The sequence below is a fragment of the Pseudoxanthomonas sp. LjRoot125 genome (genome assembly GCF_964252705.1).
GTDB lineage: Bacteria > Pseudomonadota > Gammaproteobacteria > Xanthomonadales > Xanthomonadaceae > Pseudoxanthomonas_A.
Map to the genome: position 1 here is coordinate 42436 of NZ_CAXUOY020000001.1, position 13782 is coordinate 56217.

Sequence of the window (13782 nt, forward strand, 5' to 3'; positions counted from 1 at the left end):
TGACTTCCAGGGAGACCACCGATGAACGCAGTCGCCACGCCCCGCCCGCAAGCGGTCGATCCATCCGCCATCTTCAAGCGCCAGTACGCCAACTTCATCGGTGGCGCGTGGGTGGAACCGGCCTCCGGCCAGTACTTCGACAACGCCAGCCCGGTGAACGGCAAGGTCTTCACCCGCATCCCGCGTTCCAACGCCGACGACATCGAGCGCGCGCTGGACGCTGCGCACGCCGCGAAGGATGCCTGGGGCAAGGCCAGCCCCACCGAGCGCGCGAACGTGCTGCTGAAGATCGCCGACCGCATCGAGCAGAACCTCGACCTGCTCGCCCACGCCGAGACCTGGGATAACGGCAAGCCGATCCGCGAGACGCTCAACGCCGACATCCCGCTGTGCGTCGACCACTTCCGCTACTTCGCAGGTGCCATCCGCGCGCAGGAAGGCAGCGTCGCGGAGATCGACCACGACACGATCGCCTACCACTTCCACGAACCGCTGGGCGTGGTCGGGCAGATCATCCCGTGGAATTTTCCGCTGCTGATGGCCTGCTGGAAGCTGGCGCCCGCGCTGGCCGCCGGCAACTGCGTGGTGCTGAAGCCGGCGGAACAGACGCCGGCCTCGATCCTGGTGCTGATGGAAGTGATCGGCGACCTGCTGCCGCCCGGCGTGCTCAACGTGGTCAACGGCTTCGGCCTGGAAGCCGGCAAACCGCTGGCCAGCAATCCGCGTATCGCCAAGATCGCCTTCACCGGCGAGACCACCACCGGCCGGCTGATCATGCAGTACGCCAGCCAGAACCTGATCCCGGTGACGCTGGAGCTGGGCGGCAAGTCGCCGAACATCTTCTTCGCCGACGTGATGGCCGAGGACGACGACTTCCTCGACAAGGCGGTGGAGGGCTTCGTGCTGTTCGCGTTCAACCAGGGCGAGGTCTGCACCTGTCCGTCGCGCGCACTGATCCAGGAGTCGATCTACGACGCGTTCATGGCGCGCGTGCTCAAGCGCGTGGCCGCGATCGTCCAGGGCAATCCGCTGGACCCCAACACGATGATCGGTGCGCAGGCCTCGGGCGAGCAGCTGGAGAAGATCCTGAGCTACATCGACATCGGCCGGCAGGAGGGCGCGGAAGTCCTGATCGGCGGCGAGCAGAACGCGCTCGACGGCGACCTCGCCGGCGGCTGGTACGTGAAGCCCACCGTGTTCAAGGGCCACAACAAGATGCGCATCTTCCAGGAAGAGATCTTCGGGCCGGTGGTGTCGGTGACCACGTTCAAGGACGAAGCCGAAGCGCTCGCCATCGCCAACGACACCCTGTACGGCCTGGGCGCCGGCGTGTGGAGCCGCGACGCGTCGCGCCTTTACCGCATGGGCCGCGCGATCCAGGCCGGTCGCGTGTGGACGAACTGCTACCACGCCTATCCGGCGCACGCGGCGTTCGGCGGCTACAAGCAGTCGGGCATCGGCCGCGAGAACCACAAGATGATGCTGGACCACTACCAGCAGACCAAGAACCTGCTGGTGAGTTATTCGCCGAAGGCGCTGGGCTTCTTCTGACGCCCGTCGCACGCGGCCGTCCGACGGGCGGCCGCGCGACGCCATGCTGGATTGATCGGAATCAACGTGCCCGCATCGCCACCGACGTACGGTGGAGGTTCTTCGGACAAAGACAGGAGCAGCAGATGGACAGCACCATGAAGGCCGCCGTTGTGCGGGAATTCGGCAAGCCGCTGGTGATCGAGGAAGTCCCGGTGCCGCGGCCTGCGGCCGGCGACATCCTGGTCAAGATCGAAGCCTGCGGCGTCTGCCACACCGACCTGCACGCCGCCGAAGGCGACTGGCCGGTGAAACCCAACCCGCCTTTCATCCCCGGCCATGAAGGCGTCGGCCACGTGGTGGCCGTGGGCGCCGGCGTCAGCCACGTGAAGGAAGGCGACCGCGTCGGCGTTCCGTGGCTGTACTCGGCCTGCGGCTATTGCGAGCACTGCCTGGGCGGCTGGGAAACGCTGTGCGAGACGCAGCAGAACACCGGCTACTCGGTCAACGGCGGATTCGCGGAGTACGCGCTGGCCAACGCCGGCTACGTGGGCCACCTGCCGGACAATGTCGGCTTCGTCGAGATCGCGCCCGTGCTCTGCGCCGGCGTGACCGTCTACAAGGGCCTCAAGGTCACCGACACGAAGCCGGGCGACTGGGTCGTGATTTCCGGCATCGGCGGGCTCGGCCACATGGCCGTGCAGTACGCGAAGGCGATGGGGCTGAACGTGGCGGCGGTCGACGTGGACGACGCGAAGCTGGACCTCGCACGCCGCCTCGGCGCCACCGTCGCCGTCAACGCGAAGACCACCGATCCGGTGGCCTACCTGAAGAAGGAGATCGGCGGCGCGCATGGTGCGCTGGTCACCGCGGTCTCGCCGAAAGCGTTCGAGCAGGCCATCGGCATGGTCCGCCGCGGCGGCACGGTGTCGCTCAACGGCCTGCCGCCGGGGCAGTTCCCGCTGGACATCTTCGGCATGGTGCTCAATGGCGTCACGGTGCGCGGCTCGATCGTGGGCACGCGGCTGGACCTGCAGGAGTCGCTGGCGTTCGCCGCCATGGGCAAGGTGGCCGCGACGGTGGCGACGGACCGGCTGGAGAACATCAACGAGGTGTTCGCCCGCATGCATGCCGGCCAGATCGAAGGCCGCATCGTGCTCGACTTCGCCGCCTGACGCTCCCCGGATGGCACCGCCCGTGACCGACGCGCCGCCCCCTGCAGCCACCCCTCCCCTGCAGGTGATCGCGACACTGCCGGCATTGCAGCTGATCGACACGCTGCGCGCACGGCACGGGCCGGTGCTGTTCCACCAGTCCGGCGGCTGTTGCGACGGCTCCTCGCCGATGTGCTATCCGGTGGGCGACTTCATCGTCGGCGATCGCGACGTGCGGCTGGGTGCGATCGGCGGTGCCGACTTCTACATCAGCCCCGCGCAGTTCGAATACTGGAAGCACACCCAGCTCATCATCGACGTGGTGCCGGGCCGCGGCGGCATGTTCTCGCTGGAGAATGGCGAAGGCGTGCGCTTTCTGGTGCGGTCGCGGCTGTTCGACGACACCGAGTTCGCTGCGCTGCAGGCCGCCGGCCGCGCCTGATCAGCCGGGATCGACCGCGTCCGCTGCGCCGATCATCCGCACCGCCTGCTGCTTGCCCGCCGCCAGCGCATCGTGGCACGTGAAATAGTGCGGCTCGCCCTCGCGCCAGGGCGCGCTCCACGCGCTGCCCTGCGCGTCGCGCACGCGCACCGCCAGCGACCAGGGATGCTGGTCGTCGGGCCGCTCGATTACCACTTCCACCAAGTGCCCCCGGCACGTCGACAGGTCCACTTTCTTCTGCATGCACTCTCTCCGGCTCGATCACGTCGCGCCCCTGCCTGGCATGCGGTCCGGCCTATCCTGGTCCATTCCGACCAACGCGGAAACCGTATCTCCGGGGCCAGCTATTCCGATTCCACGCCCGCCAGCTGCAGCACCCATCCCGGCACCACCGGCTCGCCGGCGTAGAACTCCTTCGGCTTCTTCTCCGCCATCGCCCAGCGATGCAACCAGCTGGGGCCGTAGCGGCCGTTGTACCCTTCCTCGCCGCGTGCGTAGGCGGGGTCGCGCATCGCCTCGTCCAGCGTCACCACGCGGTAGCCGCGTCGCTGCACGCCGGCCACGAGCTCCGCGTACGCGACCGCGTTGAGCTCGTTGGCGTGCAGCAGCCAGACCTGTGGCAGCGCGTAGCCGAGCAATGCTTGCGACTGCTGTTCGTAGTAGTCGACCTTGTTGAGCATGTAGGGGATGTAGCCGCGCTTCAGCCGTTCCAGCGTGGCGGCGCGCTCGGGCGTATCGGGCTGGCCGTCGAGCACGTTCGCATAGGCGAAGGCCCAGACCCATTCGCCGTTGTCCACGGTCACCGGCGCGATGCGGTAGCCGTGCTCGCGCAGGAACGTGGACAGGGCGGCCCGCTCTTCCGGCGTGCGCCCGGCACGCAGGTAGGGATGGCGGAACCAGCGCGGCACCTGTCCGCGCTTCGCCATCAGCGGACGCAGCACGCGCTCGCCATCGAGCACATCCCGCTGGAATGCGGGCAACCCGACGGCGTGCAGGTCGACATGGCCGTGCGTGTGGTTGCCGAGTTCGAAACCACCGTCGAGCCAGTAGTCCAGCATCACCACGCGCGCCGGCTGCACCTGGCCGTCGACCTCCAGTTTGCCTTCGTTGACGAAACCCACCACCGGCACGCTGGCCTGCTTGAGCTGCGCCATCAGTTGCGCATGGCGCGCCTGCACCTCCGCCGCCGGTGTCTTGTCCATGCGCTGCCAGGGCAGGTCGTCAATGGTGATGGCGATGCGGCGATCGGGTTCGGCTGCGTGCGCCGCCAGCGATGACGCGAGCAGGAAGAGGGCAGACAGCATGCGAAGCAGTGGCCGCATTGGCAGGAACATCCCGAGGAAGAGCCGCGAGCTTAGCCAGCCCCCGCGACACCCGGCAACGGCCCGACCCATGCCAGACCTTCAGGCCGCATGACGAAGTCCTGTCCTGCCGATGCGGCATGATGCGTAAGAAAGATCACAGACCCCGAAGGACTTGCTGATGCGTGCATGGCTGTTGCTGCCCCTGTTGCTGCTGTCTTCCTTCGCCGCGCGTGCGGCCGACCCCTGCCCGCAGCTGGCCCAGCAGACGCCGTCCGATGTCGCCACCCGCATCGCCGCGGTGGCTTGCCGCGAGCACCTGACGTGGTATCGCCCCTTCATCGACCGGGAAGGCAAGCTGGCGAACGCGCCGATGATGGAAGCGGAGTCGTCGCTGTTGTCGATCGGCGACGACCGTGCCTGGCAGCGCGTGGTGCGCTATTGGCGCGACAGCGGCCTGCTCGGCGCGATCGGCCACCGCCGCGGCGCGACCGACTGCCTGTACGCCTCGGCGACCGGCCCGCAGGCCGAGGCCTGCCGCGGCTTCGTGGTGGACACGCCGTGGTCGGCCGCCTTCATCTCGTGGGTGATGCGCGAAGCCAGGGTGCCGGGCTTCCGCGGTTCCAGTCGCCACTTCACTTACGTGCAGGCCGCCTACCAGCAGCCCGCGACGAACGCCTTCGACGTGATCGACGTGGCCCACGCCAAGCCGGCGGTCGGCGACCTGATCTGCTACGTGCGCCAGTACAGCCGACTGTTCGGCCATGAAGGACTGGTGCCGCTGCTGCGCAGTGGCAGTTCACTCGACATGCACTGCGACATCGTCGTGGCGGTGAATCCGAACAACGACAGCACCGCGTACGCGATCGGCGGCAACGTGCAACAGAGCGTGACGATGCGGATGCTCCCGTTGAACCGCAACGGCGAATTCTGGGGCGGGCTGCCGCTGCGGATCGGCGACGGCACGCTGTGCGCGCCGGACAACGAAGCTGCCTGCAACATGAATCGCCAGGACTGGGCGGCGATCCTGCGCCTCAAATCGCCGGCGGAACTTGCCAAACTCCCGGGGTACCTGCCGCCGGTGCAGGACGCACCCGAGGCGTCGCCGGAACGGCCGTCGTGCTGCGTGAACTGCGTGATCGGTTCGGGCGTGCCACGGTGCCCGGCCGACGCACCCGCCACCAGCGAGCCCACCACGAATCCCTGAGCCGCACCCCGGAGTCCTCGATGAAGCCACGCACCACCGCATCGACCGTCCGCCTCACCACTGCCCTCGCCGCCTGCGTGTCGCTGGCGGCGTGCACCACCACACCCGCCGCACCGAGATGGACCGTGGGCCAGCAGGCCACGGTCGAAGGGCAGGTCGCCACCGTCGACACCACGCCGTGGACCTACGACGGCAGCGCGGTGGTCACCCTGGCCACACCGGCCGGCAACGTCGACGTCCACCTGCCGGCCCGCTGGAACCTGTGCAAGGCGCCGCCGCCGGACGAGGTGCAGGCCTTGAAGGCCGGCGACCGCGTCCGGGCGACCGGCACGGTCTCCGAGCCGCACACCCTGGTGGTCTGCGAGCAGGCCGAGCACGGGCTGCATCGCGCCCCGTAAGCGCGGCCAGTGGAGCTGCGTGCAACGCACGGCGATCAGCGGCGATTCGTGCGCTGCAACTAGCATGTAAACGTTTTCATCCCTAGTATCCGGCGCTCCCCCCGGCCTGCATGGCCTGCCTTGAGGAGCTCCGCCATGACCCCCTTCGTGCCCGCGGTCCGCCCGCCCCTGGCCCTCGCGTTGCTCGGTCTGGCGATGGGTTCGGCGATCAGCCCCCTGGCCCGTTCGGCCGACGCCCTGCCCCCGCGCACGGCGTGGAAGGCGACGAGTTCGGCCAGCACCACGGTGGAGATGGCCCCGGCCAAGGGCATCGATGGCGACTCGGCGACCAAGTGGGGCGGCGCGTTTTCGCCCGGCCACTGGTACCAGGTGGATTTCGGCAAGCGCGTCTCTGTCGGCGCGGTGGAACTGCATTGGGAATGGGGCGGCGCGCGCGCGTACTCGATCCAGGCGTCCGACGACGGCGAACATTGGCGCACCGCGTTCGAGACGCGCGATGGCGTGGGTGGCATCGAGTACGACGTGTTCCCCACCGTGCAGGCGCGCTACCTGCGCCTGACCGCGCCGGACCGCTCGGCGGACTGGGGCGTGTCGGTATTCGAGTTCCAGCCGTACGCCGGTGGCGAGACACCGCGCATCACGGGCGTGAGCGGCAATGCCGCCGCGCTGTGGTCCGATGCCGGCGAGGCGCATGCGATGAATGCGAAGCCCGCGGCCGACGGCATGCGGCAGTTGCAGATCGACCTGCCCAAGCCGCTGTCCGTGGCCGGCCTGGAAGTGGCGTGGAAGGACACGCCGCGTGCGGCGAAGCTGGAAGGCCGCGAATCAGGCTCGGACCGCTGGATCGTGCTGGCGGAAGACCCCAACGCTTACGGCAGCACCGCGTTCCTCGCCGACAGCCAGGCTCGCACGCTGTCCGCGCTGCGCTTGAGCGTGCGCGGCCAGGCCGCGCAGGCGCCCACGCTGCAGCGCCTGCGCCTGATCGGCCCGAAGCGGGTGATGACGGCGATGAAGCGCTACGAACTCGCGGCCTCGCGCGAACACCGTGCGCTGTTCCCGTCGTCGCTGCACCAGCAGCAGGTGTACTGGACGGCGGTCGGCATTCCCGCGGGCCGGCAGAAGTCGGTGCTCGACGAATTCGGCCATGTCGAAGCCTTCAAGGGCGCGCCGCTGGTGCAGCCGGTGTGGCGCGACGCCAGCGGTCGCGCGAGCGCGGCGAATGCCGACACCACCATCACCCACACCCTGCGCGACGGTTGGATGCCGATGCCGACCGTGCAGTGGTCGCCACAGCCCGGCCTGGAACTGACGACGGCGGCGATCGCGCTCGAACAGCGCGGCGCGCCGGTGACGCTGGTCCGCTACCGCCTGCGCAACACCGGCACCACGCCAGTCGCCGGCAGCTTCAACCTGCTGACGCGGCCGATGCAGGTCAGCCCGCCGTGGCAGAACGGCGGACCGTCGCCGATCCGCGACATCACCGTCGGCAGCGGCGATGCGGCGCAGGTGGCGGTCAACGGGCGCACGCTGTTCCAGTCGCTGACGCCGGTGGCACGCGCGTCCGCATCGGCCTTCGGTGCGCATGGCGAAGGCGAGATCACCGGCCTGCTGATGGCGAACGCGCTGCCGGATGCGCAGCAGGCGCACGACGACACGGGCCTGGCCGCCGGCCAGCTCGGCTACGACGTGGCGTTGGCGCCGGGCGCGACGCAGGACATCGTCATCGCGTTCGCCCTCGGCGATGCGCGCATCGATCCCGCCAAACCGCTGCCGGCCGCACCGGCGATCGACATGACGGGACTCACCGGCGAAGGCGCCTTCGACAGGCTCGCCGACCAGGTCGCCGTGCATTGGCAGAAGCGCCTGGGCCGCATCGGCCTGTCGCTGCCGGATGCATCCCTGGTCGACATGTTGCGCGCGCAGGCGGCGTACATGCTGATCAACCAGAGCGGCCACGCCATGCAACCCGGGCCGCGCAACTACAACCGCTCCTTCATCCGCGACGGCGCCGCCACCGCCGCCACGCTGGTGCGCATGGGCATGCCGAAGACGGCGCGCGACTACCTGCAGTGGTACGCGGGACACGCCGTGCACGAGAACGGCCTGGTGTCGCCGATCCTCAACGACGACGGCTCGGTCAACACGGGGTTCGGTTCCGACATCGAGTACGACAGCCAAGGGCAGTTCATCTGGCTGGTGGCCGAACTCGCGCGTCTCGATGGCGGTGCGCGCAGCGTGCGCGACTACCAGGACAAGGTGACGCGCGCGATGAAGTTCATGCAGGAACTGCGCGAACGCACGATGGTGCCCGGCTATCTCGCCGACCAGCCGTCGCCGGAACGCTTCCACGGCATCCTCGCGCCGTCGATCAGCCACGAGGGCTATCCCGTCCCCACCCACAGCTACTGGGACGACTACTGGGCGTTGAAGGGTTGGCACGACGGCGCGTGGCTGGCCGAACAGTGGGGCGATGCGAAGACCGCCGCGTGGGCGCGTGAACAGTACGCCGCGCTGCGCGCATCGATGGCCGCGTCGCTGCGCGCGACGATGAAGTGGAAAGACGTGGACTACGTGCCCGCCGACGCCGACATGGGCGGCAGCGATCCGACCAGCCTGTCGATCGGCCTGGACCCCGCCGGCCAGCAGGACGTGATGCCGGCCGATGCATTGAAGATCACCTTCGACCGCTATCTCGACGAGGTGCGCAAGCGCGACACGCCCGGCGCGCTGTATGCCTACACGCCGTACGAAATCCGCAACGTGCTGACCTACGTGCACCTCAACCGTCCGCAGGAAGCACACGAGCTGCTAATGCGTTTCCTCGGCCACCGCCGCCCCGCACCGTGGCAGGTGCTGGCGGAAGTGGTGTATTCGGATGCGCGCCACGCGATCTACCTCGGCGACATGCCGCATACGTGGATCGGGTCGGAATACGCGCGCTCAATCTTCGGCATGCTGATGCACGAAGGCGACGACGCGCTGTCGCTGCTGCCGGGCACGCCGCCCGCGTGGGTGGCCGGCGACGGCCTGCGGGTGGATGGCCTACCAACGGCCTACGGCACGCTGGCGATGGCCGCGCGGCAGCAGGGCCAGACGCTCCGCATCACGCTGGGCCCGGGCCTGCGCAAGGACACCGCGTTGAAAGTCAGCTGGCCGAACCGCACGAAGCCGTCGCGGGTCACCGTGGACGGCAAGGTGGTGAGCGACTTCGACGATCAAGGCGTGCGCGTGGCCCGGCCATTCAAAGCACTCACTGCGACCTGGTGAGCACCGGCGATCCACTCGAGCGGCGCGTTCCCGGCACCAGCATCGGCACGCGCCGGCGATAGTCTTCGTACTCCGGCAGCGCGGCAACCAGGTCGCGCTCTTCCCAGCGGATCGCGAGCAGGATGTAGACCGTGGTCATCACCGCGAACAGCAAGTGCGTCATGGTCATCGTCGGGGTGGCCCAGAACGTCAGCAGCCAAGCGACATACAACGGATGGCGCACCCAGCGGTAGACGGTGGGCGTGCGGAAAGGCAGGTGCGTGTAAGGCCGGCCTAGGAACTGCAGCCAGACCTGGCGCAGGCCGAACAGGTCGAAGTGGTTGAGCAGGAACGTCGTGTACAGCAACAGCGCCCAGCCGAATGCGTAGACGGCGTACAGGACGGCGCGCGCCGTCGGGTCCCGCACCTCCCATACCATGCCCCCCAGCGGACTCCACAGCCAGAACAGCAGGATCAGCGCGAGGCTGGACATCAGCGTGTAGGTGCTGCGTTCCGCGGACTCGGGAATCAACCGCGTCCATGCGCGCTTGAAGGCGGGTCGCGCCATCACGCTGTGCTGCACGGCGAACAGGGCCAGCAGCCCCAGGTCGATCAGCAGCGCGGTGGCGAAGGGCGCCGTCGGTGCGGCATCCATGCCCTTCGGCACCCACAGGTTGCCGATGAAGCCGATGGCGTAAAGGAACGTGGCGAAGAACACGGCGTAGCAAACCACGCCGTAGAGCAGGATCAGGGTACGTTTCATGATGACCTCACGGGGTGCGCTGCACGGCCGGGGGACCGTGGAAGGCGCTGGAAGGGGATGCGCCATCGTCCGCCCTGCACCACCTCGCCGGCAGGGGAGCAATGTCCCGACGTGTGGCCCCGCGCACGCACCGCAGGGGAGCAATGTCCCGGCTACACTGCGGACCGGCTCCCCATCGGGATGGCTGCATGCAGCAGGCGATCCGCTACCTGACCACCGGCGATGGCGCGCGCCTGGCCTGGGCGTCGCTGGGCAACGGGCCGGTGCTGGTCAAGGCGGCCAACTGGCTGAGCCACCTGGAATACGATCTGGAAAGCCCGATCTGGCGCCACTGGTCGCGGTTCTTCGGCGAGCACTACCGACTGCTCCGCTATGACGAACGCGGCTGCGGGATGAGCGGCGGCGATGCGCGCGGCCTCACGCTCGACCACTGGCTCGGCGACCTGGAGGCGGTGGTGGAGGCCGCGGACCTGCGCGAACCGTTCGCGTTGATGGGCATCTCGCAGGGCGCCGCGGCCTGCGTGGCTTATGCGGTGAAGCATCCGCAGCGCGTGTCCAGGCTGCTGCTGTACGGCGCGTACGCGCGCGGCCCTTACGAACGCGACGACGATGAAGCGGCACGGCTGTACCGCGCCATCATCGACATCGCACGCGTCGGCTGGACGGACCAGAACCCGGTGTTCCGCCAGGTCTTCACGTCGCGCTTCATTCCGGAGGCCACCGAGGCGCAGGTGCGCTGGTTCAACGAACTGGCCCGCATCACCACCACGGCCGAGGCGGCCGGCGCGCTGCTGGAAGCGCGTGCGCACCTCAACGTCACCGGTTTACTCAGCCAAGTCACCGCACCGACCCTGGTGTTGCATGCGCGACAGGATTGCGTGGTGCCGCTGGAGGAGGGCCGGTTGCTCGCCGCTGGCATTCCCGGTGCACGCTTCGTCGAGCTGGACTCGCGCAACCACGTACTGCTGGAACACGAACCGGCATGGGAGCGCTTCCGCCAGGAGGCGCTCGCATTCCTGGGCGGCGCGCCACGTGGCGAGGAGCACTTGAATGTACTGACCGCGCGCGAACGCGAGATCGTCGCGGCGCTGGTCTCCGGCAAGACCAACGCGCAGATCGCCGCGTCGCTCTTCATCAGCGACAAGACCGTGCGCAACACGCTCACCCGCATTTACGAGAAGCTGGGCGTGCAATCGCGGACGCAGGCGATGGCGTTGCTGCGCGGGGCGGAGACGGATTGAGGGGGACGAACCGCGTTATCCCGCAATCACCCACCGCCCATTGTCCTGCAGCACTACTTCGAAGCGCGCCCACTGTCGGAACTCGTCGGGGCTGCTCGTCCCCGTGTTGCCCGTTTGTTCGCCCGCTACGACGTGGTACTGGAGTGCCGGGCCTTCGCCTTCCAGCACGTGGCGCACGCTCCACAAGCGGCCGAGTTTGCCGTTGCTGTAGAAGCGGCCGCGGAGGATCGCGTCGGGGTGGGTGATGTCGCGCTCGGCGTGCTGCTTGGCGAGCTCCAGCAGTTCGGTGAGGTTCTCGGTGGTGATGTCGACGTAGGAGTTGAGTTGCTCCATCGCCGCGGAGAAGTCTTCCTGCGTCAGTTCGAACTGGCGCTGCGCGGGCTGGGTGATGCGCGAGGCCAGGCGACGGCGATGCAGGTGGGCCGGGTAGCGGCGCCACGGGAACAGCGCGTTGAAGGCGATGGCCATGGCCAGGATGGCCACGACGTTGATGAGTATCGGCATCAGCAGGTAACCGTAGCCCAGGGCATGCACATCGGGGCCGCCGATCACCGCGGCGAGGGCGGTGGCGCCGCCGGGCGGATGGATGCAGCGCAGGTAGTACATGCCCAGCACCGCGAGGCCCACGGCGAGGGCGGCGGTCCAGGCGTGGCCGGGGAACAGTTTCTGGCAGCTCACGCCGATGAAGGCGGACAGCAGGTGTCCGCCCACCACGGCCCATGGCTGCGACAACGCGCCCTGCGGCACAGCGAACAGCAGCACGGCAGACGCACCCATCGAGGTGACCATCAGCGCGCCGCCGACGGCGGACGCGGCGTCACTCGGAAACGTCCAGCGGGTCAGTCCGTACACCGCCAGGATGCCCAGCAACGCGCCGATGCCCGATATCCACTTCTCGCCATGGCGAGTGGTGTTGCGCTCGATGCCCAGCAACAGGCGCAACTCGGTCAGGCGGGAGTGAGGGCTCATAAGCGGCAGCGAGAGGGCAGGCGCCGCAGTCTATGCGAAGGACGCGCCGCACGTAGGGCGGGCCCCGGCCCGCCATGCCCACGCGTCAGCCGCGCGGACCCAGCAAGCCGATCCGCCGGAACCACATTTCCAGCGGCACGGTTACCAGCGGCGGCACCGCGGCGACCATCGCCAGCAACGCCGCCCACCACGGCCAACGCAGGCGCAGAGCGGACAGCGCGGTAACCACGACATAGAACAGGAACGCACCGCCATGCAGCGGCCCGAAGATTTTCACGCCCAGGTCGTTGCCGATGGCGCTGTACTTGAACGCCATGCCGATCAGCAGACCGGCCCAGGTGAAGCCTTCAAGGAAGGCAGCGACAGCAAACAGGCGCCCGGCGGGCGCAAGGGGTCGGGACATGCAGGAACTCCAGTGAGGGAATGCCGCGACGCGATGGCGGCGGCGACGCTCGCTGGCGTTGGGATTCTAGCGGGTCGACAAGCGAACCCGAAGCACGACCGCCAGCCCCGGATGCGATGTAGAAGCAGCAAGACTGAAGAGCCGAGATGGCCTGGTATGCTGGACCAAGAGGTAAGTCATGGCCTTTTGGTGGGTTAACCACAAGCAAACCAAGGACCACGAGGTTCGTGGCGGTTATCTGTGGTCGCCCATCCGAAACAAAGACAATGGCTTCAATCAGAGCTACGAGAACATGACTCTCGTACGTCCTGGCGACATCGTCTTTTCGTACGCAAATGCTCATATCGGAGCGATCGGGCGCGTTACGGAAGCTGCCTTCCGAAGCCCAAAGCCGCATGAGTTCGGCAAAGTTGGGGATTACTGGTCAAATGAGGGATGGCTGGTCAACGTGTACTTCAGCGCTACACCGAAGCCACTCCATCCGAAACAGCACATCGATGCCATTGCGCCACTCCTGCCCACCCGCCACTCACCTATTCAGGCCAATGGCAACGGGAATCAGGGGATCTATCTTGCATCGATATCAGATGCTTTAGGGCTCATGCTTCTTGCACTCATCGGCATCGATGCATCTCCCGATTTCGATGTGAAGAACTTCGTGCGGGACTCAGAGCCAGACATCGAGCTTCTCGACGATCTGAACGAGTTGGAGCAGCAAGGAGATGTCTCGGAGACGCAACGACTGCAGCTAGCGAAAGCTCGGGTCGGGCAAGGATTCTTCCGAAAGCAGGTGATGCTGCTCGGACCAAGCTGTCGCGTTACAGGAGTTGAGGACTCGAGGCTATTGATAGCCAGCCACATCAAGCCATGGCGAGACTCATCCAACGAGGAGCGCATCAGTGGGTATAACGGAATAATGCTTTCGCCACATGTTGACGCGCTCTTCGATGAAGCGCTTATATCTTTCGAGAATGATGGCACGATGCTCACGCATCCGAGCTTGCCCAATGATGTTCTCCATCGCTGGTCAATAAATAAGGGCCTTAAAGTGGAACCCTTCATGGATGCACATTCGAGATTCCTCGAACATCATCGAAAGTTGTTTTTGACTAGATCGGCCTAAACAAA

At 67.4% G+C, this 13782-nt stretch carries 13 protein-coding genes; 8 read left to right on the forward strand and 5 right to left on the reverse strand.

Translation table 11 applies throughout. From position 1 onward, the window contains the following. Positions 1 to 21: 21 nt before the first annotated feature. The 3 genes from adh (at position 22) to ACSION_RS00210 (ending at position 3126) form a co-directional block, all read left to right on the forward strand. The gene (gene adh, locus ACSION_RS00200; RefSeq protein ID WP_056879093.1) at positions 22 to 1551 is read left to right on the forward strand and encodes an aldehyde dehydrogenase; all 1530 of its coding nucleotides are present in this window, start codon (positions 22 to 24) and stop codon (positions 1549 to 1551) included. A 125-nt stretch (positions 1552 to 1676) separates the two neighbouring features. Beyond that, positions 1677 to 2705, forward strand: coding sequence for an alcohol dehydrogenase AdhP (gene adhP, locus ACSION_RS00205; RefSeq protein WP_435304329.1), 1029 nt, complete (start codon positions 1677 to 1679; stop codon positions 2703 to 2705). Between the two features lie 22 nt (positions 2706 to 2727). Next, on the forward strand, positions 2728 to 3126 hold the full coding sequence (locus tag ACSION_RS00210) for a DUF779 domain-containing protein (protein WP_435304330.1): 399 nt from the start codon (positions 2728 to 2730) through the stop codon (positions 3124 to 3126). On the opposite strand, the gene ACSION_RS00215 is transcribed toward ACSION_RS00210, so the two are convergent. Then, the gene (locus ACSION_RS00215; RefSeq protein ID WP_435304331.1) at positions 3127 to 3369 is read right to left on the reverse strand and encodes a hypothetical protein; all 243 of its coding nucleotides are present in this window, start codon (positions 3367 to 3369) and stop codon (positions 3127 to 3129) included. 101 nt (positions 3370 to 3470) lie between these two features. Beyond that, complete coding sequence (locus ACSION_RS00220; protein ID WP_435304332.1) at positions 3471 to 4448, reverse strand: polysaccharide deacetylase family protein; 978 nt, start codon at positions 4446 to 4448, stop codon at positions 3471 to 3473. Between the two features lie 160 nt (positions 4449 to 4608). Between ACSION_RS00220 and ACSION_RS00225 the strand changes: the two genes are divergently transcribed. From ACSION_RS00225 to ACSION_RS00235, 3 genes are all read left to right on the forward strand, one after another. Next, on the forward strand, positions 4609 to 5634 hold the full coding sequence (locus ACSION_RS00225; RefSeq protein ID WP_435304333.1) for a DUF2272 domain-containing protein: 1026 nt from the start codon (positions 4609 to 4611) through the stop codon (positions 5632 to 5634). 20 nt (positions 5635 to 5654) lie between these two features. Then, a complete protein-coding gene (locus ACSION_RS00230; RefSeq protein ID WP_435304334.1) occupies positions 5655 to 6032 on the forward strand; it encodes a hypothetical protein in 378 nt (125 codons plus the stop codon). A gap of 135 nt (positions 6033 to 6167) precedes the next feature. Next, positions 6168 to 9299 (forward strand): discoidin domain-containing protein, encoded by a 3132-nt coding sequence (locus tag ACSION_RS00235; RefSeq protein ID WP_435304335.1) that lies wholly within the window; start codon positions 6168 to 6170, stop codon positions 9297 to 9299. Here ACSION_RS00235 and mddA read toward each other — a convergent pair. Further along, positions 9283 to 10041 (reverse strand): methanethiol S-methyltransferase, encoded by a 759-nt coding sequence (gene mddA, locus ACSION_RS00240; protein WP_435304336.1) that lies wholly within the window; start codon positions 10039 to 10041, stop codon positions 9283 to 9285. The two genes, ACSION_RS00235 and mddA, sit on opposite strands and share 17 nt — an antisense overlap. 188 nt (positions 10042 to 10229) lie before the next feature. Here mddA and ACSION_RS00245 point away from each other — a divergent pair, with 188 nt between their 5' ends. After that, positions 10230 to 11282, forward strand: a complete 1053-nt coding sequence (locus tag ACSION_RS00245; protein ID WP_435304337.1) for an alpha/beta fold hydrolase — start codon at positions 10230 to 10232, stop codon at positions 11280 to 11282. 15 nt (positions 11283 to 11297) lie between these two features. Here the strand turns inward: ACSION_RS00245 and ACSION_RS00250 are convergent, their stop codons facing one another. Together ACSION_RS00250 and ACSION_RS00255 are read right to left on the reverse strand one after the other, a co-directional pair. Then, positions 11298 to 12251 carry an HPP family protein gene (locus ACSION_RS00250; protein WP_435304338.1) on the reverse strand — a complete coding sequence of 318 codons (954 nt, stop codon included), beginning with the start codon at positions 12249 to 12251 and terminating at the stop codon, positions 11298 to 11300. An 85-nt stretch (positions 12252 to 12336) separates the two neighbouring features. Then, positions 12337 to 12654, reverse strand: a complete 318-nt coding sequence (locus ACSION_RS00255) for a DUF3817 domain-containing protein (protein WP_435304339.1) — start codon at positions 12652 to 12654, stop codon at positions 12337 to 12339. 178 nt (positions 12655 to 12832) lie between these two features. Between ACSION_RS00255 and ACSION_RS00260 the strand changes: the two genes are divergently transcribed. Then, positions 12833 to 13777, forward strand: coding sequence for an HNH endonuclease (locus tag ACSION_RS00260; protein WP_435304340.1), 945 nt, complete (start codon positions 12833 to 12835; stop codon positions 13775 to 13777). Positions 13778 to 13782 lie beyond the last annotated feature (5 nt).

What these genes read in the sequence shown, in the direction of transcription:
- adh (WP_056879093.1), top strand. Translation starts at nt 22, where the DNA reads ATGAACGCAGTCGCCACGCCCCGCCCGCAAGCGGTCGATCCATCCGCC.
- adhP (WP_435304329.1), top strand. Translation starts at nt 1,677, where the DNA reads ATGGACAGCACCATGAAGGCCGCCGTTGTGCGGGAATTCGGCAAGCCG.
- ACSION_RS00215 (WP_435304331.1), bottom strand. Translation starts at nt 3,369, where the DNA reads ATGCAGAAGAAAGTGGACCTGTCGACGTGCCGGGGGCACTTGGTGGAA.
- ACSION_RS00220 (WP_435304332.1), bottom strand. Translation starts at nt 4,448, where the DNA reads ATGCGGCCACTGCTTCGCATGCTGTCTGCCCTCTTCCTGCTCGCGTCA.
- ACSION_RS00225 (WP_435304333.1), top strand. Translation starts at nt 4,609, where the DNA reads ATGCGTGCATGGCTGTTGCTGCCCCTGTTGCTGCTGTCTTCCTTCGCC.
- ACSION_RS00230 (WP_435304334.1), top strand. Translation starts at nt 5,655, where the DNA reads ATGAAGCCACGCACCACCGCATCGACCGTCCGCCTCACCACTGCCCTC.
- ACSION_RS00235 (WP_435304335.1), top strand. Translation starts at nt 6,168, where the DNA reads ATGACCCCCTTCGTGCCCGCGGTCCGCCCGCCCCTGGCCCTCGCGTTG.
- mddA (WP_435304336.1), bottom strand. Translation starts at nt 10,041, where the DNA reads ATGAAACGTACCCTGATCCTGCTCTACGGCGTGGTTTGCTACGCCGTG.
- ACSION_RS00245 (WP_435304337.1), top strand. Translation starts at nt 10,230, where the DNA reads ATGCAGCAGGCGATCCGCTACCTGACCACCGGCGATGGCGCGCGCCTG.
- ACSION_RS00250 (WP_435304338.1), bottom strand. Translation starts at nt 12,251, where the DNA reads ATGAGCCCTCACTCCCGCCTGACCGAGTTGCGCCTGTTGCTGGGCATC.
- ACSION_RS00255 (WP_435304339.1), bottom strand. Translation starts at nt 12,654, where the DNA reads ATGTCCCGACCCCTTGCGCCCGCCGGGCGCCTGTTTGCTGTCGCTGCC.
- ACSION_RS00260 (WP_435304340.1), top strand. Translation starts at nt 12,833, where the DNA reads ATGGCCTTTTGGTGGGTTAACCACAAGCAAACCAAGGACCACGAGGTT.